This window comes from Flavobacterium plantiphilum, assembly GCF_046000495.1.
GTDB classification, from domain to species: Bacteria; Bacteroidota; Bacteroidia; order Flavobacteriales; family Flavobacteriaceae; genus Flavobacterium; species Flavobacterium plantiphilum.
Genome location: NZ_JBELQA010000012.1, coordinates 1 through 19255 on the forward strand (window position 1 = coordinate 1; position 19255 = coordinate 19255).

Genomic DNA, 19255 nt, shown 5'->3' on the forward strand with positions numbered 1-19255 from the left:
TCGTCGCCTTTCTTTAATCTGAACTTGTTTCATTCTATAAACCCTGTTTCGATAGAAACGGGATTTTTTGTTTTGGAATTATCCTGTCTTGAAATAAAGATACACAAAACAAACCTCCTTTGCTACGGTTCAAGTTTTTTTTTCTTCTTTACTCTTACAAATTTATTTTGTCACTTTTATATCTACTTATAATTTGTTTGGGTAATTCTTTTTGTCATTTGGGAAGACCCGCTAAGATATTTCTAATCACTGTTTGATATTATTGTATTGGGAAGTCTTGGCATTTTTCTGTTCATGGATATAACTTTATTTTCTTTAAAGTAATGTAATTAGCTTAAATAGTACACTTGTCAGTGCAGGATAGCGCAGGATGCTAATAAAATGTTAAATGGATATTTTTGGTATAACCAACCTAAATTATTTATTTATGAAATTAAAAACTTTACTTTTCAAACAAGTACCAAAAGCTTTATTGTTGTATGGGCTTGTGCTAACTTCTGAGGCTTTGCACTCTCAAACATTAGCCTTTCCAGAAGCTCAGGGATTCGGAAGATATACAACCGGAGCAAGAGGAGCCAGTAATCCTCAAATTTACTTAGTTACAAATTTAAATGATAGTGGACCTGGTTCATTTCGTGATGCTGTTAGTCAGGAAGGTCGTTTTGTGATTTTTAAAGTGGGAGGTATAGTTAATCTGCAGTCCCAAATTGTCGTTGCTAAAAATACTACTATTGCCGGTCAGACTGCTCCCGGAGAAGGTATTGTTTTTTTAGGTCCAAGAGTTACATTTACAGGAGCTAGCAATACTATTGCACGTTATCTGCGTATTCGTTATGGTGGTACTTCACAGAATCAAGATGCATCAGGTTTAGCTAATGGTGCAAACATGATTTTTGATCATATGACTTTTACATGGGGGACAGATGAAGTGTTTTCTATTAACTGGGATAGTAAAGGGACAAGTCCAGATAATATTACAATTCAGAATTCTATTATTGGACAAGGTTTACATCGTCATAATCATTCGGCAGGTGGTTTAATACAGCCTTCTGCAGGTGGCAAGGTGAGTTTAATAGGTAACCTGTATATCTGCAACAAAACGCGAAATAATAAAATTAAAGGGATTAATGAGTTTGTAAATAACGTAGTTTACAACTGGGGGAACTATGGTAACACTTATGGACATACCGAATCAGGTGATGCCTATATCATGGGTGGTGACTCTGCGGGAAGTTCAGATGTAAATATTATAAATAATTATTTCATCGGCGGACCCAATACCAGTACTTCTATTTCTACACCTTTTAACAGGGGGAATTCTAATTTCTTTTTGTATGGTTCGGGGAATTATTTTGATAATAACAGAAACGGCGTATTAGATGGAACTTTAGTTCCTCAGGATTTAACAGGATATCCTACGGGAGATGCAGCGAGTATTTTATCAACTCCTTATGATTATCCTTTTAAAAATACATCTCTCACAGCTCAGAATGCATATGATAAGATTGTTTCAAGTGTAGGTGCTTCTTATCCAAGACGTGATCAGGTTGATAATTTAATGATTTCTGATTTAATGTCAAAGGGAACAGCTGCGACTTATGTTTATGTACAGTCTGATTTGACTAAACAATTCGGTTTTATAAATGGTGGTGCAGGTCATGTATATGGTGCTCCGGCACCTTTGGACACTGATAATGACGGAATGCCTGATGTCTGGGAAGACAGCAATGGATTAAACAAAAACAGTGCGGCTGATGCATTGGTTTTTAGCACAACTTCTCCTCAGTATTTAAATATTGAAGTATATATTAACGGATTGATTAATACAGTTCCTCCTGATTTTGTTATTCCTCCTACTGCCATTACTTTGAATGCAAGTTCAGTAGAAACTCCTGCACCGTCGAGTAAGATTATCTTAAATTGGATGGATAATTCCGACAATGAAACTAATTTTGTAATTGAGCGTTCTACAAATGGAACTTCTTTTTCACAGGTTGCAATAGTAGATTCTAATACTGTTACCTATACTGATACTAATTTAATTCCTAATACAAAATATTATTACCGTGTAAAAGCTACCACTGCTGTAGAGTCTTCGAGTTATAGTGATGTAAATTCAGTGACAACTCCGGCTTTGCCTTCTGCACCAAATAAAACAGCTAATCCAAATCCAACCAATGAATTTAATTATGCTGAACCTGCTAACGGAAGCCTTGTATTAAAATGGACCGGGAGTAGTAATACTATAACTTATACAGTCTATATCGGTACAGATTCATCTAATTTAAACAAGGTAGCAGATGTAAATTATGCAGCAAGTCCATCTTATACTGTTTCTGGTTTAAATTCCGATACAAATTATTATTGGAGAATAGATGCAACTAATGCAAAAGGGACAGTAGAAGGTGATATTTGGCATTTTAGAACGATTTCTGATTTTTCAACTGATATGATAGGACATTGGCCATTTAGAGAAGATGCCGGTGAGGGTGATGATATTGTTGATTTATCTGAATTTAATAACAATGGTAAATTAGATCTTGATTTTGATAATACTACGGTAAGAATTGACGGTAAAGCAAATAAAGCGCTTGATTTTTCATCCTCAAATAATAATAGTTATATGGCTAGTATTCCTAACAGGGATCAAATTTATTTTAATAATGGCTCGTTTTCTATTTCTTTTTGGATGAAAGCGGCACCTGGATTATTGCCTACCGGTTCAACAAGTTCAGCTTATTTATTATGCAAGGGCTCTTTTACAAAGAATGCAAATACCGGAGCAACAGGAAAACGTTATAATATCGAATTTAAAAGTGGAGAACTGCGTTTTGCTATCGATGATGATGTCACTAAAAAAGAATTGAAAGGAGTAGGTTCAAGATTCTTTACCGGGAATTGGGAGCATGTTGTGGTCATGAGAGATGTAGCTGATCATAAATTACGACTTTATTTAAATGGTGTACTTCAGAGTGAACTTAGCGAAACCGGAGTAGCAGGTATTGCTGAACCAACAGACCTGATACTTGGGAATATTGGTGAGCTTGAACTGGCTTCAGGAACAGCGCCAGCACCGTACAAAGGAAAATTAGATGAATTAAAAATATTTAATTATGCTTTGTCTGCTTCGCAAATTGCTGAAATATATAATACAACAGTTATTAATGCTCCTTCTGCTATTACATTTGAAACCAATACTATTGCCAGACCTTTAGCCGAAGCTACTACAGTATTGAACTGGGTAGATAATTCAAACAATGAAACTAATTTTGTGCTGGAACGTTCGTTAGACACTGTTTCTTTTGAACCAATAGCAAACCTTGAAGCAAATACAATCACTTACACTGATACAGAGGTCGTTCATAGTACTAAATATTATTATCGCTTAAAAGCGACTAAAAATACCGACTCTTCTAATTATAGTGAAATCCTTGAAGTAACAACTAAGGCAGCTCCTGCTCCGGTAAAAGCAGCTAATCCAAGTCCGGAAAATGGTTCTTACTTTTTAGAATTGCCTGTCGAGAATTTCAATCTTGTCTGGCAAGGGAATACTGATGCGACAAAGTACGCAGTGTATTTTGGTACTGATCCTGAAAATCTTAATAAACTTGTGGAGATTCCTTATTCAGAAAATTTATCGTATCAGTTGCCGGATGAATTAACTTCGAGAGTATATTACTACTGGAGAATAGATGCTATAAATGATTACGGAACTACAACAGGAAATGTGTGGAGTTTTAGAATAACTACCAATGAAATTGCAATTCATCCTAATCCAGTAAAAGAGCAGATTAATATTAATATTCCGTCTTATAATTCTCCTAATATTACAGCAACTTTAATGGATACAACTGGGAATGTATTCTTTAGTAATGTGTTAAATAGTAATGGAAATAGTAAAGGAAATTTTAAAATTCGCTTGAATAATAATTATACTCCGGGTCTTTATATTTTAAATATTACCGGTGATGACTTAAATAATAATGTAAAAGTATTGATAAAATAACCTTTTTAAAAAATAGTTTCAAAAAGCTCCATTAGAAATAGTGGAGCTTTTTTTTAGTTTATTTAATCCAATATCTCCGAGCTAATTGTTTAAAAAGAATAATTTGTTCTTGTTTCCATTGTTCATTTCTTCCTAATGTTGCTCTCATTATTTCTGCGACACAGTCTGTAGTTTCGGTTGCCGCTTTTGCATCCAGAAAGAGTAGTCTTGTTCTTCTTGCTAAAACATCTTCCACTGTTAAAGCCATTTCGTTTTCAACAGCCCAGACAATTTCGGCTTTTGTGTAGGGATAAGAAGGGTGTATTTTTTCAGATAACGAACAGTCTTTTTTCATCATTTGTAAAATGAGTTCTGAATCTGAACCATAGATGTCTAAATGTGAATTATTTTTGTGATGGGAAAAACCATGAATTTTCAAACGTTTTGTTTTGCATCTGACAAAATTTAATCCGGAATGTGATAATGCTTTATTGATGGTTTCTTCGGCCATATTTCTGTAAGTAGTCCACTTACCACCGGATACATTTACAAGACCGGAAGGATAAATCTGAATAAGATGTTCTCTTGATAAAACAGCCGTATTTGTACCGGAACCTTCCTTTATTAATGGACGTAATCCAACAAAAACACTACTGATGTCAGTATTTGTAATGGATTTGACAGCATATTTATTAAAATGACTGATTATAAAATCAATTTCCTCTTTTAGAGGTTTCGGTTCTAAAAGTATTTGATTAACAGCAGTATCGGTAGTTCCCAGTAATAGTTTATTACGCCAGGGAATGATAAATAAAACTCTGCCGTCACTGGTTTTTGGAATCAGCATTCCCGACAAACTTTGAAAATGTTCTTTATTTACAACCAGATGAATTCCTTGGGAAGGAGTCATTGTTGTTTCAGAATGTCCTTCAGCTTTTTGTAATAAAGTATCAGCAAACACTCCTGTTGCATTGATAATTATTTTTGATTTAATGCTAAATTCCTGATTTGAGAACTCCTCTTTCGCTTTCAATCCAATGATCTTATTTTCTTCTTTTATAAAATCAGTTACCCCGCAATAATTAAGTACTAAAGCACCATAATCCGATGCTGTTTGTGCTAAATTGATTGCTAATCGGCTGTCATCAAACTGACCGTCATAATACAAAATTCCTCCTTTTAATTTGTCGGAATTTAAATCAGGCAGTTCCTTTAAAGTTGCTGTTTTTGAAAGAATTTTTGTTTTCCCCAAGCTAAATTTTGCCGACAGAAATTCATAAATCCATAAGCCAAAACCATAATAATATTTGTCCCATAAATGATATGCAGGTAATATAAATCGCAAGGTATGGGAGACATGAGGAGCATTTCTTAGTATTCGGCCTCTTTCTAATAATGCCTCTCTGACTAAATGGATGTTGCCCTGAGCCAAATAACGAACACCTCCGTGGATTAATTTAGTAGAGCGGCTTGAAGTGCCTTTAGCAAAATCATATTTTTCTAAAAGCAAAGTTTTGTATCCTCTGCTGGCAGCGTCAACTGCACAGCCTAAACCCGTTGCACCACCGCCAATTATTACAATATCAAATTCATTGTTTTTAAGAAGCAGTTTGAGCTTTTCATCTCTATTCATACAAAAAAAAATTAGCCATACAGTAATTACTGTATGGCTAAAGTTAATTTATTTTTCTGTTAACCGATTTTTTTTCTGAAAAAACTATTTGATATAATCTAAAGTGCGTTCTAAAGCCATTCCTCTGGAACCTTTAATTAATAGAGTGCTGTTTTCAAAACGCTGCTTATTTATAATGGCTGAAAAGGAATCAAAATTTTCATAAAAATGGAAATTATTTTTTTGAATTTGGCATTCATAAAAAGCTTTTCCAACAAAATAACATTGGATGTTTGTTTCATTTTTTAATAAATCGACCAAAGCTGTATGTTCTTGATGAGTCGAAGAGCCTAACTCGAACATGTCACCTAAAATCATGATTTTATTTTCTTTTTCGAGCTGTAAAAAGTTTGTTATCGCAACCAGCATACTGCTGGGATTAGCATTATAAGCATCCAGAATAATTTCGTTGCTTGCTTTTGTTAATAGTTGCGATCTGTTGTTTTCAGGTATGTAGCTTTCTAATGCTGATTTTATGGCTTCGTTTTCTACTTTAAAGAATTGTCCTATTGTTAAAGCCGCGTTAACGTTATTAGCATTGTACAAACCTATTAAATGGGTTTTAATACGGATAGAATCAAATAAAATCTCTACAAATGGATTTGCTTTTATTTCAGAAATTGTAACGTTTGCATTTTCTTTATTAACACCAAAAGAATAATGCTTCAAAATTTTTGATTTTTCGACCTGAATAGGATCTTCAAGGTTGATGAAAGCTAATTTTTCATTTTTGAAAAGATACTGATACATTTCACTTTTTCCTTCAATAACACCTTCTACACCGCCAAATCCTTCCAGATGTGCTTTTCCAAAATTTGTAATATATCCGTAATCCGGCTGAGCTATCTCGCAAAGAAATTCGATTTCTTTTTTATGATTAGCTCCCATTTCTACAATTCCTATTTCGGTATTGGTATCAAATGATAACAGGGTTAAAGGAACTCCTATATGATTATTCAAATTACCAATAGTGGCTTTTGTTTTGTACTTTTTAGACAAAACTACATTAATTAATTCTTTGGTAGTTGTTTTTCCGTTACTTCCTGTCAGTGCAATAATGGGTAGTTTTAAATAGTTTCTATGAAAGTTAGCTAATTCCTGTAAAGCAGTTAAACTGTTTTTTACCAAAATGGTTCTGTCATCAATATAATAAGCTTCATTGTCAATTATTACATATGAAGCACCCTTTTCCAAGGCTTCAGCTGCAAAAGTATTGGCATCGAAACGATCTCCTTTGATGGCTACAAATATTGATTGTTTCTGGATTTTTCGGGTATCTGTTGAAACTCCTGTAGATTTTAAAAATAAACTATGAATGTGAGGGATATTCATATAAAAAGTGATTTAAAAAATAAAAAGCCCTAATCAAAGGGCTTTTATCTAATAGGTTGTATAAATTAATTTCTAGGTGTTTTTCTCTTATCTGATTTTGGCCCTACTCTTGACATAGCACATCTGAATCCTATATAATCAGTAGCCATATCCTGAGGAAAGTATCTTCTCTGAGCAGGATCTAACCAATAAGCTCTGTCTCTCCAGGAACCACCTTTGTATACTCTGATTTGATCATTGATAAGGGTTGTTCGCTTACTGGATTTATCATACTTTCTAACCATGTTACCTAAACTATCTGTAGTTACATTGTGTTTTGGCGAGTTATACATTTTGTCAATTTCTTTCTCATTATCTGATTCAGAGGAACCAAAATTATAGTATCTGGAAGACTGCCTGTCACCATCTCTGTAATTGATGTTGTTGCTTTTGTCAAAGTTTTGTCTTAGATAAGTTTCTTGTTCATCAACCGGAACCTGAGCTATTTCTCCCGGAAGATTACGTGCTATTATTTTTCCGTTACTAAGGGTGTCATACTTCATGTTTTCTTTAGTAACAAGTTCAATTTTTCCGTCTGGGCCAATTTTATTTTTAGTGTATAAATTTCCTCTGAAATAATTGAAATCATTTGCCTCATTATCGATAATTGGTCTGTAAACATCTGCTACCCATTCGGCAACGTTGCCAGCCATATCATACAGTCCAAAATCATTAGCCGGATATGATTTAACAGCGTTTGTAATGTCGGCACCATCATCTGACCATCCTGCAATACCTCCGTAATCACCATTTCCTTGTTTAAAGTTAGCTAATTGATCTCCTCTGTTTTGTCTTTTTCCGGAACGGGTATATTCACCTGACCAAGGGTATTTCTTTTGTCCTTTGTAGATATTGTATTCTCTTTGACCTACATCAGCAGCTGCGGCATATTCCCATTCGGCTTCTGTTGGCAATCTGTATTCCGGCATAATAATTCCTGAAGAACGTTGTGCATAGACACCTTTTGCTTCAGATGTACTTCCGTCTTTTGATTTTACTGTTCTTCCTTTTGATTTTTGCAATACAATTTCTTCACTGCCACCTCTGGCAGTTGATGGAGACATTAAATAAGCTTCAGTACTAAAAGAATTGTCAGCAGTTACATCTTCTGTTTTTGAATTTTTTTTCAAATAACCGTTTTTTTCCAAAATTCCTTCATTCACACGATCTGTTCTCCATTTTGCAAAATCCACCGCCTGAATCCAATTTACTCCTACAACAGGATATTCGGCATAAGCAGGATGTCTTAGGTAGTTGTTAGTCATCGTTTCATTGTAACCTAATCGGTTTCTCCATACAAGAGTATCCGGAACAACACCGTTATAGACATCTTTGTAATTTTCATCTGTAGGCGAAAATACATTTTTAACCCAATCTAAGTATTCTAAATACATAAAATTAGTTACCTCAGTTTCGTCCATGTAAAAAGACTGAACGTGTTGTTGAGTAGGGGTGTTATTCCAATCGTGCATTACATCATCCTGTACTCTTCCCATTGTAAAAGTTCCTCCCTCGACAAAAACTAATCCAGGACCAGCTTCTTGTTTTTTAGCAGCTTGAACTTTTTTACTGTCTACATTCCAACCTGTTGCTCTTGAGGCTCCTTTAGAACTTGATTTCTTACTACAGCTAGCAAAGCCTATAGCCACAATCACTGACAACATTAATCGAAAAACTGTAATTTTATTTACTTTCATACTCTTTACTAAGGTAATATTTGTGCATTGCAATATAATAATTAACGATTAACCTGCAATATCATTTAAATAATTATATACTGTTTCTTTTATTCAAAATTAACGCAAATTTATACTATTTATTATTTATTCATATACTTAATGCTTTTTTTTTATGCTTTTACACTTTTCTTTAAAAATTAGAGTTAAAACTACTGTTTAAAATAATTAAATTGTGAGGTTTTTGCTTTTAAATTGTGATTTTTATAAAAAAACAGATGGAATAAAAAACGGGATAATGACAAGCACAATATAAATTGAAAACAACAGTTATATAGATTTATATGTTTAGGAATCAGTTGTGGTACGATTGTCTGATTCCAATAAAAACTAAAAACAGAAATACTTGCAACTTTTTAATAAAACACTATATTTGTTTCAAATAATTTTCTATTAACCAATGAAAAAAACAATACTTTTAACCATTTCTTTGTTTTCAATTGCAGTGATTCAGGCTCAGGAAAGAATAATTACCACTGCAGTTCCTTTTCTTACAGTGTCTGCAGATGCCAGAGCTGCGGGTATGGGAGATATGGGGGTGGCTACTTCATCAGATGCTTTTTCTCAGCAATGGAATCCGGCAAAATATGCTTTTGCAATCGATAAACAAGGAATTAGTGCCAGTTACACTCCATATTTAACAGGTCTTGCTAACGATATTTCATTAGGACAAATTACTTATTATAATAAAATTTCTGATAGAAGTGCTTTTGCTGGAAGTCTTCGTTATTTTGGTTTTGGCGATATTGAATTAAGACAGGATGCATCTGATGTAAATCCTCCTGTTGTGTCACCAAACGAGTTTGCTCTTGATGGCTCCTATTCTCTAAAATTAAGTGAGAGATTTTCCATGGCGGTAGGTGCCAGATACATTCGTTCCAATTTAAAAGTAACTACCGGTACTGAAGATGCTACTGCAGCGAGTTCGTTTGCAATTGATGTGGCCGGTTTTTATCAGTCTGAAGAGATTGCATACAATAGATTTAACGGTAGATGGAGAGCCGGTTTTAATATTCAGAATCTTGGACCCAAACTGAGCTATGATAATGACGAAATTAGCGCTAACTTTTTGCCTGCTAATTTGAAACTAGGAACTGGTTTTGATTTTATTTTTGATGATTACAATAAGCTGGGATTAACTGTAGAGCTTAATAAATTACTGGTTCCTACACCTCAAAATCCGGATTTAAACGGAGATGGTGCAGTGACTGACGAAGAAAGAAGTCAAAATATAGATAATTATCGTTCTATTGGTTGGGTTTCCGGGGTTTTTAAATCTTTTGGAGATGCCCCTGATGGTTTTGGTGAAGAACTTAAAGAAGTTATGTACGCTGTAGGTGCTGAGTATTCTTATCAGGATGCTTTTGCTATGCGTGTAGGATATCATCATGAAAATATAGATAAAAGTGGATTGAGATATTTTACATTAGGAGCCGGTTTTAAATATACAACTGTAAAAATAGATGTTTCTTATCTGTTTTCAGCTTCAAAAATTCCAAATCCTCTGGAGAACACTCTTCGTTTTTCATTGACATTTAACTTTGGAGATAAATACGAAGAATATTAATTTTGAATAAAAACTATAACTAAATCCAAATTTCCATTAAATGAAATTTGGATTTTTTTTATCCAGAGTAAAATGGAAGAAATCATTATTACAACTAAGTTTACTGTTTTTCACAGTGCGGAAGAATTGCCTGATGAAGTGCAGTTTCTGTTTGAACAAGCCGTTAAAATTCAAAAAAATGCTTACGCTCCTTATTCTGATTTCAGAGTGGGTGTGGCGATAGCTTTGGATAACGGAGAAATTGTTTTAGGGAGTAATCAGGAAAATGCAGCTTATCCATCGGGGCTTTGCGCTGAAAGAGTGGCGTTATATCAGGCGGTTTCTAATTTTCCGGAAGCGGAAATTCTTAGAATGGTAATTACTGCCGCACCTAAAGCAACAGGAATCCCTGTGCCAATTACTCCTTGCGGTTCTTGCAGGCAGTCTATAGGCGAATACGAAATCAGACAACAGAGTCCGATTGAAATTTATTTCATGGGAGAAAAAGGGAAAATATATAAATCAGAATCTTTAAAAAACCTGCTCCCTTTATTATTTAACAAAAAACTGCTCTAATAAAACTAAAAATTAGCTTTATAATTTTAGTTCTTAGATGGAATGTCCTATTTTTGCATTTCGCAAATTTGACCATTTTAAATGAATTTGTGAAAAAAGTACTAATTGACACACAATAAAAAACTTTAGTAAAAGAACACTTGAGATGAAAGAAGTTACAAAAGAAGTATATTTAAAGTGGTATGAAGACATGCTGCTTTGGAGAAAGTTTGAGGATAAACTGGCTGCATTATACATACAACAAAAAGTTAGAGGTTTTCTACATTTATACAATGGTCAAGAAGCCGTACTTGCAGGAGCATTGCACGCAATGGATTTAACCAAAGACAAAATGATTACTGCTTACAGAAACCACGTTCAGCCAATAGGTATGGGTGTCGATCCCAGACGTGTAATGGCTGAATTACTTGGAAAAGCTACAGGAACTTCTAAAGGTATGGGTGGTTCTATGCATATTTTCTCAAAAGAACATCGTTTTTATGGTGGTCATGGTATTGTTGGAGGTCAGATTCCTGTTGGTGCCGGATTAGCTTTTGGAGATAAATACAATAATACAGGAGGAGTTACAATGACCTATTTTGGTGATGGAGCTGCTCGTCAGGGTTCTTTACATGAGGCTTTCAATATGGCAATGTTATGGAAATTACCTGTAGTATTTATTGTTGAAAACAATGGATATGCAATGGGAACTTCAGTTGAAAGAACAGCAAATCATACGGATATCTGGAAATTAGGTTTAGGGTACGAAATGCCTTGTGGACCGGTTGACGGAATGAATCCTGTAAAAGTAGCCGAAGCAATGACAGAAGCTATCGAAAGAGCACGCCGTGGTGACGGACCAACTTTCCTGGAAATGAAAACATACCGTTACAGAGGACACTCTATGTCTGATGCTCAGTTATACCGTTCTAAAGAAGAAGTAGAAGAGTATAAAAAAATAGATCCAATCACTCAGGTTTTGGATATTATTAAAGATAAAAAATATGCTACCGATGAAGAAATCGAAGCAATTGATCAAAGAGTTAAGGACTTAGTTCAGGAATGTGTTGATTTTGCAGAATCTTCTCCTTATCCGGAACCTGAGCAATTGTATGATGTAGTATACGCACAAGAAGATTATCCATTTACACCTCATAAATTATAATATAAAAATATTATGGCGATAAAAGTAACAATGCCTCGTTTGAGCGATACTATGACCGAAGGAACAGTAGCGACTTGGCTTAAAAAAGTAGGAGACAAAATTAGTGAAGGAGATATTCTTGCTGAAATTGAAACTGACAAAGCAACGATGGAATTCGAATCCTTCAATGAAGGAACGCTTTTACATATTGGAATTCCTGAAGGAGAAACAGCTCCTGTAGATTCTTTATTAGCAATTATCGGTGATGAAGGCGAAGATATTTCTGCTTTATTATCCGGAGGAGATGCTGCACCTGCTGCTGAAAAACCTGCTGCAAGTGAAGATAAAAAGGAAGAGAGTAAAGACGAGAAGAAAGAAGAAGTTAAAGCTTCTAAACCAGCTGCTGAATTACCAGCAGGTGTTGTTGTGGTAACTATGCCTCGTTTGAGCGATACTATGACCGAAGGAACAGTAGCTACCTGGCTGAAAAAAGTAGGTGACACTGTTGCCGAGGGTGATATCCTTGCTGAAATCGAAACAGATAAAGCAACGATGGAATTTGAGTCGTTTAATGAAGGTACCTTATTATATATCGGGATTGAAGAAGGAAATACAGCTCCTGTTGACAGCCTTCTGGCAATCATTGGACCTGCAGGAACTGATATCAGCGGAATTGCTGATAATTATGTTGCAGGTGGAGCTTCTAAAGCTGCTCCGGCTGCTGAAGAAACTAAAGCTGCTCCTGCTGAAACCGCTTCAGCTCCGGTAGCTCAGGAAGAACCAGCTGACGGGAAGAGAATTTTAGCTTCTCCATTAGCAAAGAAAATTGCTTCTGACAAAGGAATCCAGCTAACGCAAGTTAAAGGTTCAGGTGAAAACGGACGTATCGTAAAAAGTGATATCGAAAACTTTACTCCTGCTGCTGCCGCTCCACAGGCTGCTGCATCTGCTAAAGCAGAAACCGCTGCTGCACCAAAAGTTTTTGTTCCTGCCGGAGAAGTATATACAGAAGAAATTAAAAATTCGCAAATGCGTAAAATCATTGCGAAGCGTTTATCAGAGTCATTATTCACGGCACCACATTACAACTTAGTAATTGAAGTGACTATGGATGAAGCAATGAAATCAAGAGCTACAATCAATAGTGTTCCGGATACTAAAGTATCTTTCAACGATATGGTTATCAAAGCTTGTGCTTTAGCATTGAAAAAACATCCGAAAATCAACTCTCAGTGGAAAGAAGATGCTATCATCATCAATCACCATGTGAACATTGGAGTTGCTGTAGCTGTTGAAGACGGCTTAGTAGTTCCTGTATTGAAATTCACTGACGCTATGAGTTTATCTCAAATTGGTGCTTCAGTAAGAGACCTTGCCGGAAGAGCTAAAAACAAGAAGTTAGGACCTGCAGAAATGGAAGGAAGTACTTTTACCGTTTCTAATCTTGGAATGTTTGGTATCACTGAATTCAACTCTATCATTAACCAGCCAAACTCAGCTATCCTTTCAGTAGGAGCAATCGTTGAGAAACCAGTGGTTAAAAACGGGCAAATCGTTGTAGGTAACACGATGATGTTATCTCTTGCTTGTGACCACCGTACTATCGATGGAGCAACCGGAGCACAGTTCTTACAAACATTAAAACAATACATTGAAAATCCAGTGACTATGCTTGCATAATTACTGATTCAGTATAAAACTAAAACCCGTCCCGATAGCTATCGGGACGGGTTTTTTATTTTTTGGCATGCCCCCGCTTCCACTATCGTTACAGCGCGGTCGGGCTGTACGCTGTATCTTTTATTCCATTGCATTTCATAAAAGGATGCCGCTTCCATCCCTCATGCAGCCAAACTTTCTGCTTTATTTATTCTAATCTCAATTTATTTCCAAAAAGAAAAGAATACATACTAATATACTTTATCGAAACTCATAAAAAATTTAGATCATAAAAATCACTAAAAGAAAAATAAGTACAGCAAAGAAAATTACACCTAACATATGATTTGACGTACTGTTTTCATTTTGTTTATTAACATTCCCTTTTGGAGACCATATTTTTAAAAATGGTATATAATTGCTGTTTTTGAATAAACTAATTATATTTAAGTAACAATATTTAATTAATGCTCCTAAAAGCTCTAGTAAATATCTTCCAAATATTATTTGAATAAAATCATTCATGCTTTATTTATTATTTCAAATTATTTATTCTTCTCCTCAATCCATTTCGACATATACTTGGTGCTTTTCATAGTATGATGCTGCAACAATTCACCCATAAAATTATTCAGGCGATGTTGCTTTATATTGGAAAGTAAAAAGGCAATTTGCTTAGCAAAATCATCTTCAAACAACTTCCTTAAATAACGCTGGTTCATTATTGCAACTCCATTTTTTTGAGCTTGAAGCCAAATTTCTTTTTCCTGATACAATTGCACGGCTTTTTCAGCAAAAAATTCCGGATTGTCTTCCACAAAACCATTCCAAGGGAAATTTCCCAGCATTGATTCGGCTCCAATAGAAGTAGTCACACTTGGCGTTCCACATTCCATGGCTTCTAGTAATTTACCTTTTATTCCCGCACCAAAACGCAAAGGAGCTAAAACCATACGGGCTTTTTGAACTACTTCCTGAGCTTTTTCAGCACGGCCGTGAATTAGAAAACCTTCTTTTACGTTGTTTAATTGCAATACTTTTTGAGAAGGATAAGCGCCGTAAATATTCAAAACAGCTTCTGGCATTTGCTTTTTAATAAGCGGCCAAATTTTTTCTTTCAAATATTGAACTGCATTCCAATTGGGTTCATGATAAAAATTACCAATAAACACAAAATCCTTTCGTTCTTCAAAAGAAGATAATTTTTCCAAATCAGGAAGGGCATTCGATTCTAATAAAAGCGGTAAATAATACAATAAGCTTTTATCAATTTTAAAAACATTGGTCAATAATTCCATTTCATATTCGGAAATCATCAACGACAAGTCGCATCTTAAAATACTTGCAATTTCGCGTTTGGCTACTTCTTCGGTTAATAAATCTGAAATTTGAAATTCACGCTTTTTCTTAAATGCTTTTTGTCGCGCCAATCGCAAGCAATGCAAATCTTCGGTATCTAAAATTCGTAAAGCATCCGGACAATTTTCGGCAACACGCCAGCCAAATTGCTCCTCCATCATAAAACGATCAAATAAAACTACAGTAGGTTGTAACTCCCTGATAAATTCATCAAAGCTGGAATTATTCAAAGCTATAGCAACTTTTTCAACTTCATATTGACTTAAATCTACCATAAAATCACTATCCTGAGCCGGACTGGCAAAAGTAATTTTATAATCCTGTTCCTGAAATAAAGAGATTAATTGCATCATTCTTCCGCCTGCTGCAGAGGAATTGGGCTCAGGCCATACAAAACCAATTATTAAGAGTGATGACATCACATTCATAGTAACATAAAATTATTGGCACAAAATAATACTAAATTAATGGTTATTCACTGCTTTCGATTAAAATAACTGAAATAAAGATTAATTTTGCAGGACTAAAACAGAGCAATATGTTAGGATTAAAATTGGCCACCGACCCAAGATGGGTTAACATTGTAGAATCTAATATCGAAGAAATTTTAACCGATCATGCCTGGTGCGAACAAAAAGCCGCTTCCAATGCGATAAGTCTGATTACCCAAAACTCTGAAAAAGAAGAATTGGTTACCGCTTTAATGCTAATTGCTCAGGAAGAGATAGAACATTTCAAGATGGTGCATGATCTTATCAAAGAAAGAGGGCTTACTTTTGGGCGTGAACGCAAAGACAGTTATGTCAACGAGCTTTTTAAATTCATGAAAAAAGACGGAAGCCGTAATGATGCTTTGTGTGAAAGGTTACTTTTTTCGGCGATGATTGAAGCCAGAAGTTGTGAACGTTTTAAAGTGCTCTCAGAAAACATTCAAGATCCGGAATTGGCTAAGTTTTATCGCGATTTGATGATTAGTGAAGCGGGACATTATACCACTTTTTTAGGCTTTGCTAAAAAGTATGCTGACCATGTTAATGTTGACAAACGCTGGAAAGAATGGATTGATTATGAAACTTCAATCATTACCAATTACGGAAAAAATGAAACCGTACACGGATAATGTCAAATCCAAAACACGTTCCTGTTTTTATTTCACAAATACCTTTTCCTCATGGCTCACAAAAAAGCTATATTTTTTAAAATTTTAAAATATATAGGAATCACGTTAATCACTTTATTGGCTTTCATGTTTATTGCTCCTTATGTTTTTGCAGATAAAATCAATGCAGAAATAAAAAAAGTAGCCAATGAAAAACTAAATGCAACCTTAGATTATTCAGAATCGAATGTTTCTTTTTTTCAGCATTTTCCATCTTTGACCGTAAGTTTAAATCATTTTAAACTAAATGGTTCGGCACCTTACGAAAAGGAAAATCTAATTACGGCGAAAGAAATTGCTTTTGGTATTAATGTTTCTAGTTTGATTTTTGGCAACTCTGTAAATATTGATAAAATATATCTTTCAAATGCCGATATTAACGTAAAAGTAAATAAAGAAGGATTTGCGAATTATAATGTTTATAAATCCGGTAAAACCGAGACGACAGAAAAACAAGAAGATAGTTCGTTAAAACTGGAGAAGATAGAGATTACCAACAGTAAGATTGTTTATGATGATTTGTCGGCCAAATTTCATTTGGATATTTACGGTTTTAACTATCTGGGAAAAGGTGATTTAAGTAAAGCTATTTTTGATTTGTCTTCAAAAGCGCAGATTGAACAGTTTAATCTTTTGTATGACAATGAGCCTTATCTGATGAATAAAAAAGTAAATGCTGATTTGATTACTAAAGTAAATGTGAACTCGCTCTCGTTTGTGTTTCAGGAAAATGATTTAAAAATAAACAATCTGATAGTTGATTTTAAAGGGAAATTTGACTTCTTAAAAGAAGGGTACAAAATGGATTTTATCCTGAAAACAACCAATAGCAAGCTCCATGATTTTTTCACTGCTTTTCCTCCAAAGTTCATTAACTGGCTTGACAAAACCAAATTAACCGGAAAAACAGATTGTGTTTTATCTCTAAAAGGAAATTATATAGCGTCTAAAAATATTGCTCCAAAATTGGAATTGGATTTAAAAATCAAAGACGGAAGTATCAATTACAATCAAAGTCCGACTACGATTACCAACTTAAATGTTAATTTTGATACGCAATTACCTTCTTTAAATCCGGATTCGCTTGTTGTCGATTTAAGGAATCTATCCCTCAACATTGATAAAGAATCTTTAAAAGCAAAATTATACAGCACCGGAACCGAAATTCTGGATATTGATGCAACACTTAATGCTAAGATAGATCTGGAAAAACTTAATCGGGCGATAGGAATTCCGGATTTTGAGCTAAAAGGAATGCTCATTGCTGACGGAACTTCAAAAGGAAAATTTGATAAAAAAAACGGCATATTTCCAATAACCAATGCTGTTATTAACTTAAACAATGGTTTTCTGAAGACAAAATACTATCCAAACCCGATCACTAACATTGGGATTGTTTCTACTATTTCAAATCCAAAAGGGACTTTTGATGATTTAAAAGTAGTGTTGCAACCCGCTCAGTTTACATTTGAAGGAAATCCTGTTTTTGTAAAAGCCAATCTTAGTAATTTTGACAATCTCATTTATGATATTCAAGCCAAAGGGACTTTAGATATTGGAAAAATCTATCAGGTTTTTTCTCAAAAAGGACTCGATGTTAATGGTTTTATCAAAGCTGATTTAGCCTTGAAAGGAAAACAAAGTGACGCCGAAAAAGGAAATTATTCGAAGTTAAAAAACAGCGGAATATTAGAAATTCGCAACATACAATTCGCATCTGAATATTTGCCAAAAACATTTCTTATTAAAGAAGGTATTTTTAAATTCCATAATGATAAAATGCGATTCAATACTTTCTTAGCTTCTTATGGTCAATCTGACTTTAAACTTAATGGTTATTTGCAAAATGTATTTAACTTTATTGCTGCCAAAGATGGCGTTTTACACGGTTCTTTTTCATTAAGTTCAAAATACATCAATACAGATGAATTTATGTCGAATACTACGGTAGCAACTCCTGAAACGAAAAGCAAAACTTCGACAGAAAACACCAATACCACAACGGAAACAGGAGTAATTGTGGTTCCGCCAAATTTAAATTTACGCTTCAGAGCCAATGCTCAAAAAGTAGATTTTAACGGATTAACACTTAAAAATGCCAAAGGAAGTCTGAAAATGAAAAACGGATTACTCAGTATGCTAAACACCGGTTTTGATTTAATTGGTTGTACCGTTGCCATGAATGCGACTTACAAAAGTGTCAACCCTAAAAATGCGCTTTTTGAATATCAAATCAAAGCCAATGAATTTGACATTAAACGTGCTTATAATGAAGTAAAAATATTTAGAGAAATGGCCAGTGCCGCCGAAAAAGCGCAAGGAATCATTTCGCTTGACTATTCGCTTAAAGGACGCTTGAATCAAAACATGGAGCCGGTTTTCCCTTCTTTATCCGGAAACGGAGTCGTTTCGATAAAAAATGTCAAAATGTATGGAATGAAAATGTTTAGCAGTGTCGCTAAAAAAACGGACAAAGAAAGCATTAAAAATCCTGAACTGAATCAGGTAGATATTAAAAGCTCTGTTAAAAATAATATTATTACCATTGAACGCTTCAAATTTAAATTTGCCGGATTCAGACCCCGAATTGAAGGAACCACCAGCTTAGACGGACGATTAAATCTTAAAATGAGATTAGGTTTACCGCCTCTTGGAATCCTTGGAATCCCTTTAACGATTACAGGAAATAAAGACAATCCTAAAATAAAAGTTGGAAGACAATCAGAAGATCTGGAAGAAACAAAGGATAGTATTCAATAAATTGTTTGTCTAAGGATAAACTAAAGAGTTATTTCAATTGGAATGACTCTTTTTAATTTAGAAAAAAACTCCTTAGTAAATTAAGGAGTTTTTCAAACTAGACATTATTCAGTATTTGAAGAAATAATCAAATACTATAGTTTTATATAGTATAACTTTAGGTGTTCCAAAAATTTATTTGAAGATGATTTACAGTCAAGATTTTAATAAATATAACTATTTAAAATTCCACCCTAATGTTATTCCAAAAGCCAGAGGTCTGATTTTTGCATTTTTATCAATACTGTACAAACCATTAGCTTTTCTTTC

11 protein-coding genes are annotated in these 19255 nt (G+C 34.4%); 7 read left to right on the top strand and 4 right to left on the bottom strand.

What is annotated here, in order from left to right:
• The first annotated feature begins 427 nt into the window (after positions 1-427).
• Positions 428-4006, top strand: coding sequence for a LamG-like jellyroll fold domain-containing protein (locus ABS764_RS16090; protein WP_408082818.1), 3579 nt, complete (start codon positions 428-430; stop codon positions 4004-4006).
• Positions 4007-4064: 58 nt separating this feature from the next.
• Here ABS764_RS16090 and ABS764_RS16095 read toward each other — a convergent pair whose 3' ends face one another.
• The 3 genes from ABS764_RS16095 to gldJ form a co-directional block, all read right to left on the bottom strand.
• On the bottom strand, positions 4065-5618 hold the full coding sequence (locus ABS764_RS16095) for a glycerol-3-phosphate dehydrogenase/oxidase (RefSeq protein ID WP_408082819.1): 1554 nt from the start codon (positions 5616-5618) through the stop codon (positions 4065-4067).
• 84 nt (positions 5619-5702) lie between these two features.
• The gene (locus tag ABS764_RS16100) at positions 5703-6989 is read right to left on the bottom strand and encodes a UDP-N-acetylmuramoyl-tripeptide--D-alanyl-D-alanine ligase (protein WP_408082820.1); all 1287 of its coding nucleotides are present in this window, start codon (positions 6987-6989) and stop codon (positions 5703-5705) included.
• A 65-nt stretch (positions 6990-7054) separates the two neighbouring features.
• Complete coding sequence (gldJ, locus tag ABS764_RS16105) at positions 7055-8725, bottom strand: gliding motility lipoprotein GldJ (protein WP_408082821.1); 1671 nt, start codon at positions 8723-8725, stop codon at positions 7055-7057.
• Positions 8726-9164: 439 nt separating this feature from the next.
• On the opposite strand from gldJ, the gene porV reads away from it, so the two are divergent.
• The 4 genes from porV to ABS764_RS16125 all read left to right on the top strand — a co-directional run bounded on the left by porV (position 9165) and on the right by ABS764_RS16125 (position 13689).
• Positions 9165-10331: a type IX secretion system outer membrane channel protein PorV gene (gene porV / locus ABS764_RS16110; RefSeq protein WP_408082822.1), complete on the top strand. Its 1167-nt coding sequence runs from the start codon at positions 9165-9167 to the stop codon at positions 10329-10331.
• Between the two features lie 72 nt (positions 10332-10403).
• Positions 10404-10886: a cytidine deaminase gene (locus ABS764_RS16115; protein ID WP_408082823.1), complete on the top strand. Its 483-nt coding sequence runs from the start codon at positions 10404-10406 to the stop codon at positions 10884-10886.
• 145 nt (positions 10887-11031) lie between these two features.
• Positions 11032-12030 carry a pyruvate dehydrogenase (acetyl-transferring) E1 component subunit alpha gene (pdhA, locus tag ABS764_RS16120; RefSeq protein ID WP_408082824.1) on the top strand — a complete coding sequence of 333 codons (999 nt, stop codon included), beginning with the start codon at positions 11032-11034 and terminating at the stop codon, positions 12028-12030.
• Positions 12031-12042: 12 nt separating this feature from the next.
• Positions 12043-13689: a pyruvate dehydrogenase complex dihydrolipoamide acetyltransferase gene (locus tag ABS764_RS16125; protein ID WP_408082825.1), complete on the top strand. Its 1647-nt coding sequence runs from the start codon at positions 12043-12045 to the stop codon at positions 13687-13689.
• A 524-nt stretch (positions 13690-14213) separates the two neighbouring features.
• On the opposite strand, the gene ABS764_RS16130 is transcribed toward ABS764_RS16125, so the two are convergent.
• The gene (locus tag ABS764_RS16130) at positions 14214-15455 is read right to left on the bottom strand and encodes a glycosyltransferase (RefSeq protein WP_408082826.1); all 1242 of its coding nucleotides are present in this window, start codon (positions 15453-15455) and stop codon (positions 14214-14216) included.
• Positions 15456-15565: 110 nt separating this feature from the next.
• Here ABS764_RS16130 and miaE point away from each other — a divergent pair, with 110 nt between their 5' ends.
• Together miaE and ABS764_RS16140 are read left to right on the top strand one after the other, a co-directional pair.
• Positions 15566-16147: a tRNA-(ms[2]io[6]A)-hydroxylase gene (gene miaE, locus ABS764_RS16135; RefSeq protein ID WP_408082827.1), complete on the top strand. Its 582-nt coding sequence runs from the start codon at positions 15566-15568 to the stop codon at positions 16145-16147.
• Between the two features lie 51 nt (positions 16148-16198).
• Positions 16199-18946: an AsmA family protein gene (locus ABS764_RS16140; protein ID WP_408082828.1), complete on the top strand. Its 2748-nt coding sequence runs from the start codon at positions 16199-16201 to the stop codon at positions 18944-18946.
• Positions 18947-19255 lie beyond the last annotated feature (309 nt).

What these genes read in the sequence shown, in the direction of transcription:
- pdhA (WP_408082824.1), top strand. Translation starts at nt 11,032, where the DNA reads ATGAAAGAAGTTACAAAAGAAGTATATTTAAAGTGGTATGAAGACATG.
- ABS764_RS16140 (WP_408082828.1), top strand. Translation starts at nt 16,199, where the DNA reads ATGGCTCACAAAAAAGCTATATTTTTTAAAATTTTAAAATATATAGGA.
- porV (WP_408082822.1), top strand. Translation starts at nt 9,165, where the DNA reads ATGAAAAAAACAATACTTTTAACCATTTCTTTGTTTTCAATTGCAGTG.
- ABS764_RS16115 (WP_408082823.1), top strand. Translation starts at nt 10,404, where the DNA reads ATGGAAGAAATCATTATTACAACTAAGTTTACTGTTTTTCACAGTGCG.
- ABS764_RS16100 (WP_408082820.1), bottom strand. Translation starts at nt 6,989, where the DNA reads ATGAATATCCCTCACATTCATAGTTTATTTTTAAAATCTACAGGAGTT.
- gldJ (WP_408082821.1), bottom strand. Translation starts at nt 8,725, where the DNA reads ATGAAAGTAAATAAAATTACAGTTTTTCGATTAATGTTGTCAGTGATT.
- ABS764_RS16090 (WP_408082818.1), top strand. Translation starts at nt 428, where the DNA reads ATGAAATTAAAAACTTTACTTTTCAAACAAGTACCAAAAGCTTTATTG.
- ABS764_RS16125 (WP_408082825.1), top strand. Translation starts at nt 12,043, where the DNA reads ATGGCGATAAAAGTAACAATGCCTCGTTTGAGCGATACTATGACCGAA.
- ABS764_RS16095 (WP_408082819.1), bottom strand. Translation starts at nt 5,618, where the DNA reads ATGAATAGAGATGAAAAGCTCAAACTGCTTCTTAAAAACAATGAATTT.
- ABS764_RS16130 (WP_408082826.1), bottom strand. Translation starts at nt 15,455, where the DNA reads ATGAATGTGATGTCATCACTCTTAATAATTGGTTTTGTATGGCCTGAG.
- miaE (WP_408082827.1), top strand. Translation starts at nt 15,566, where the DNA reads ATGTTAGGATTAAAATTGGCCACCGACCCAAGATGGGTTAACATTGTA.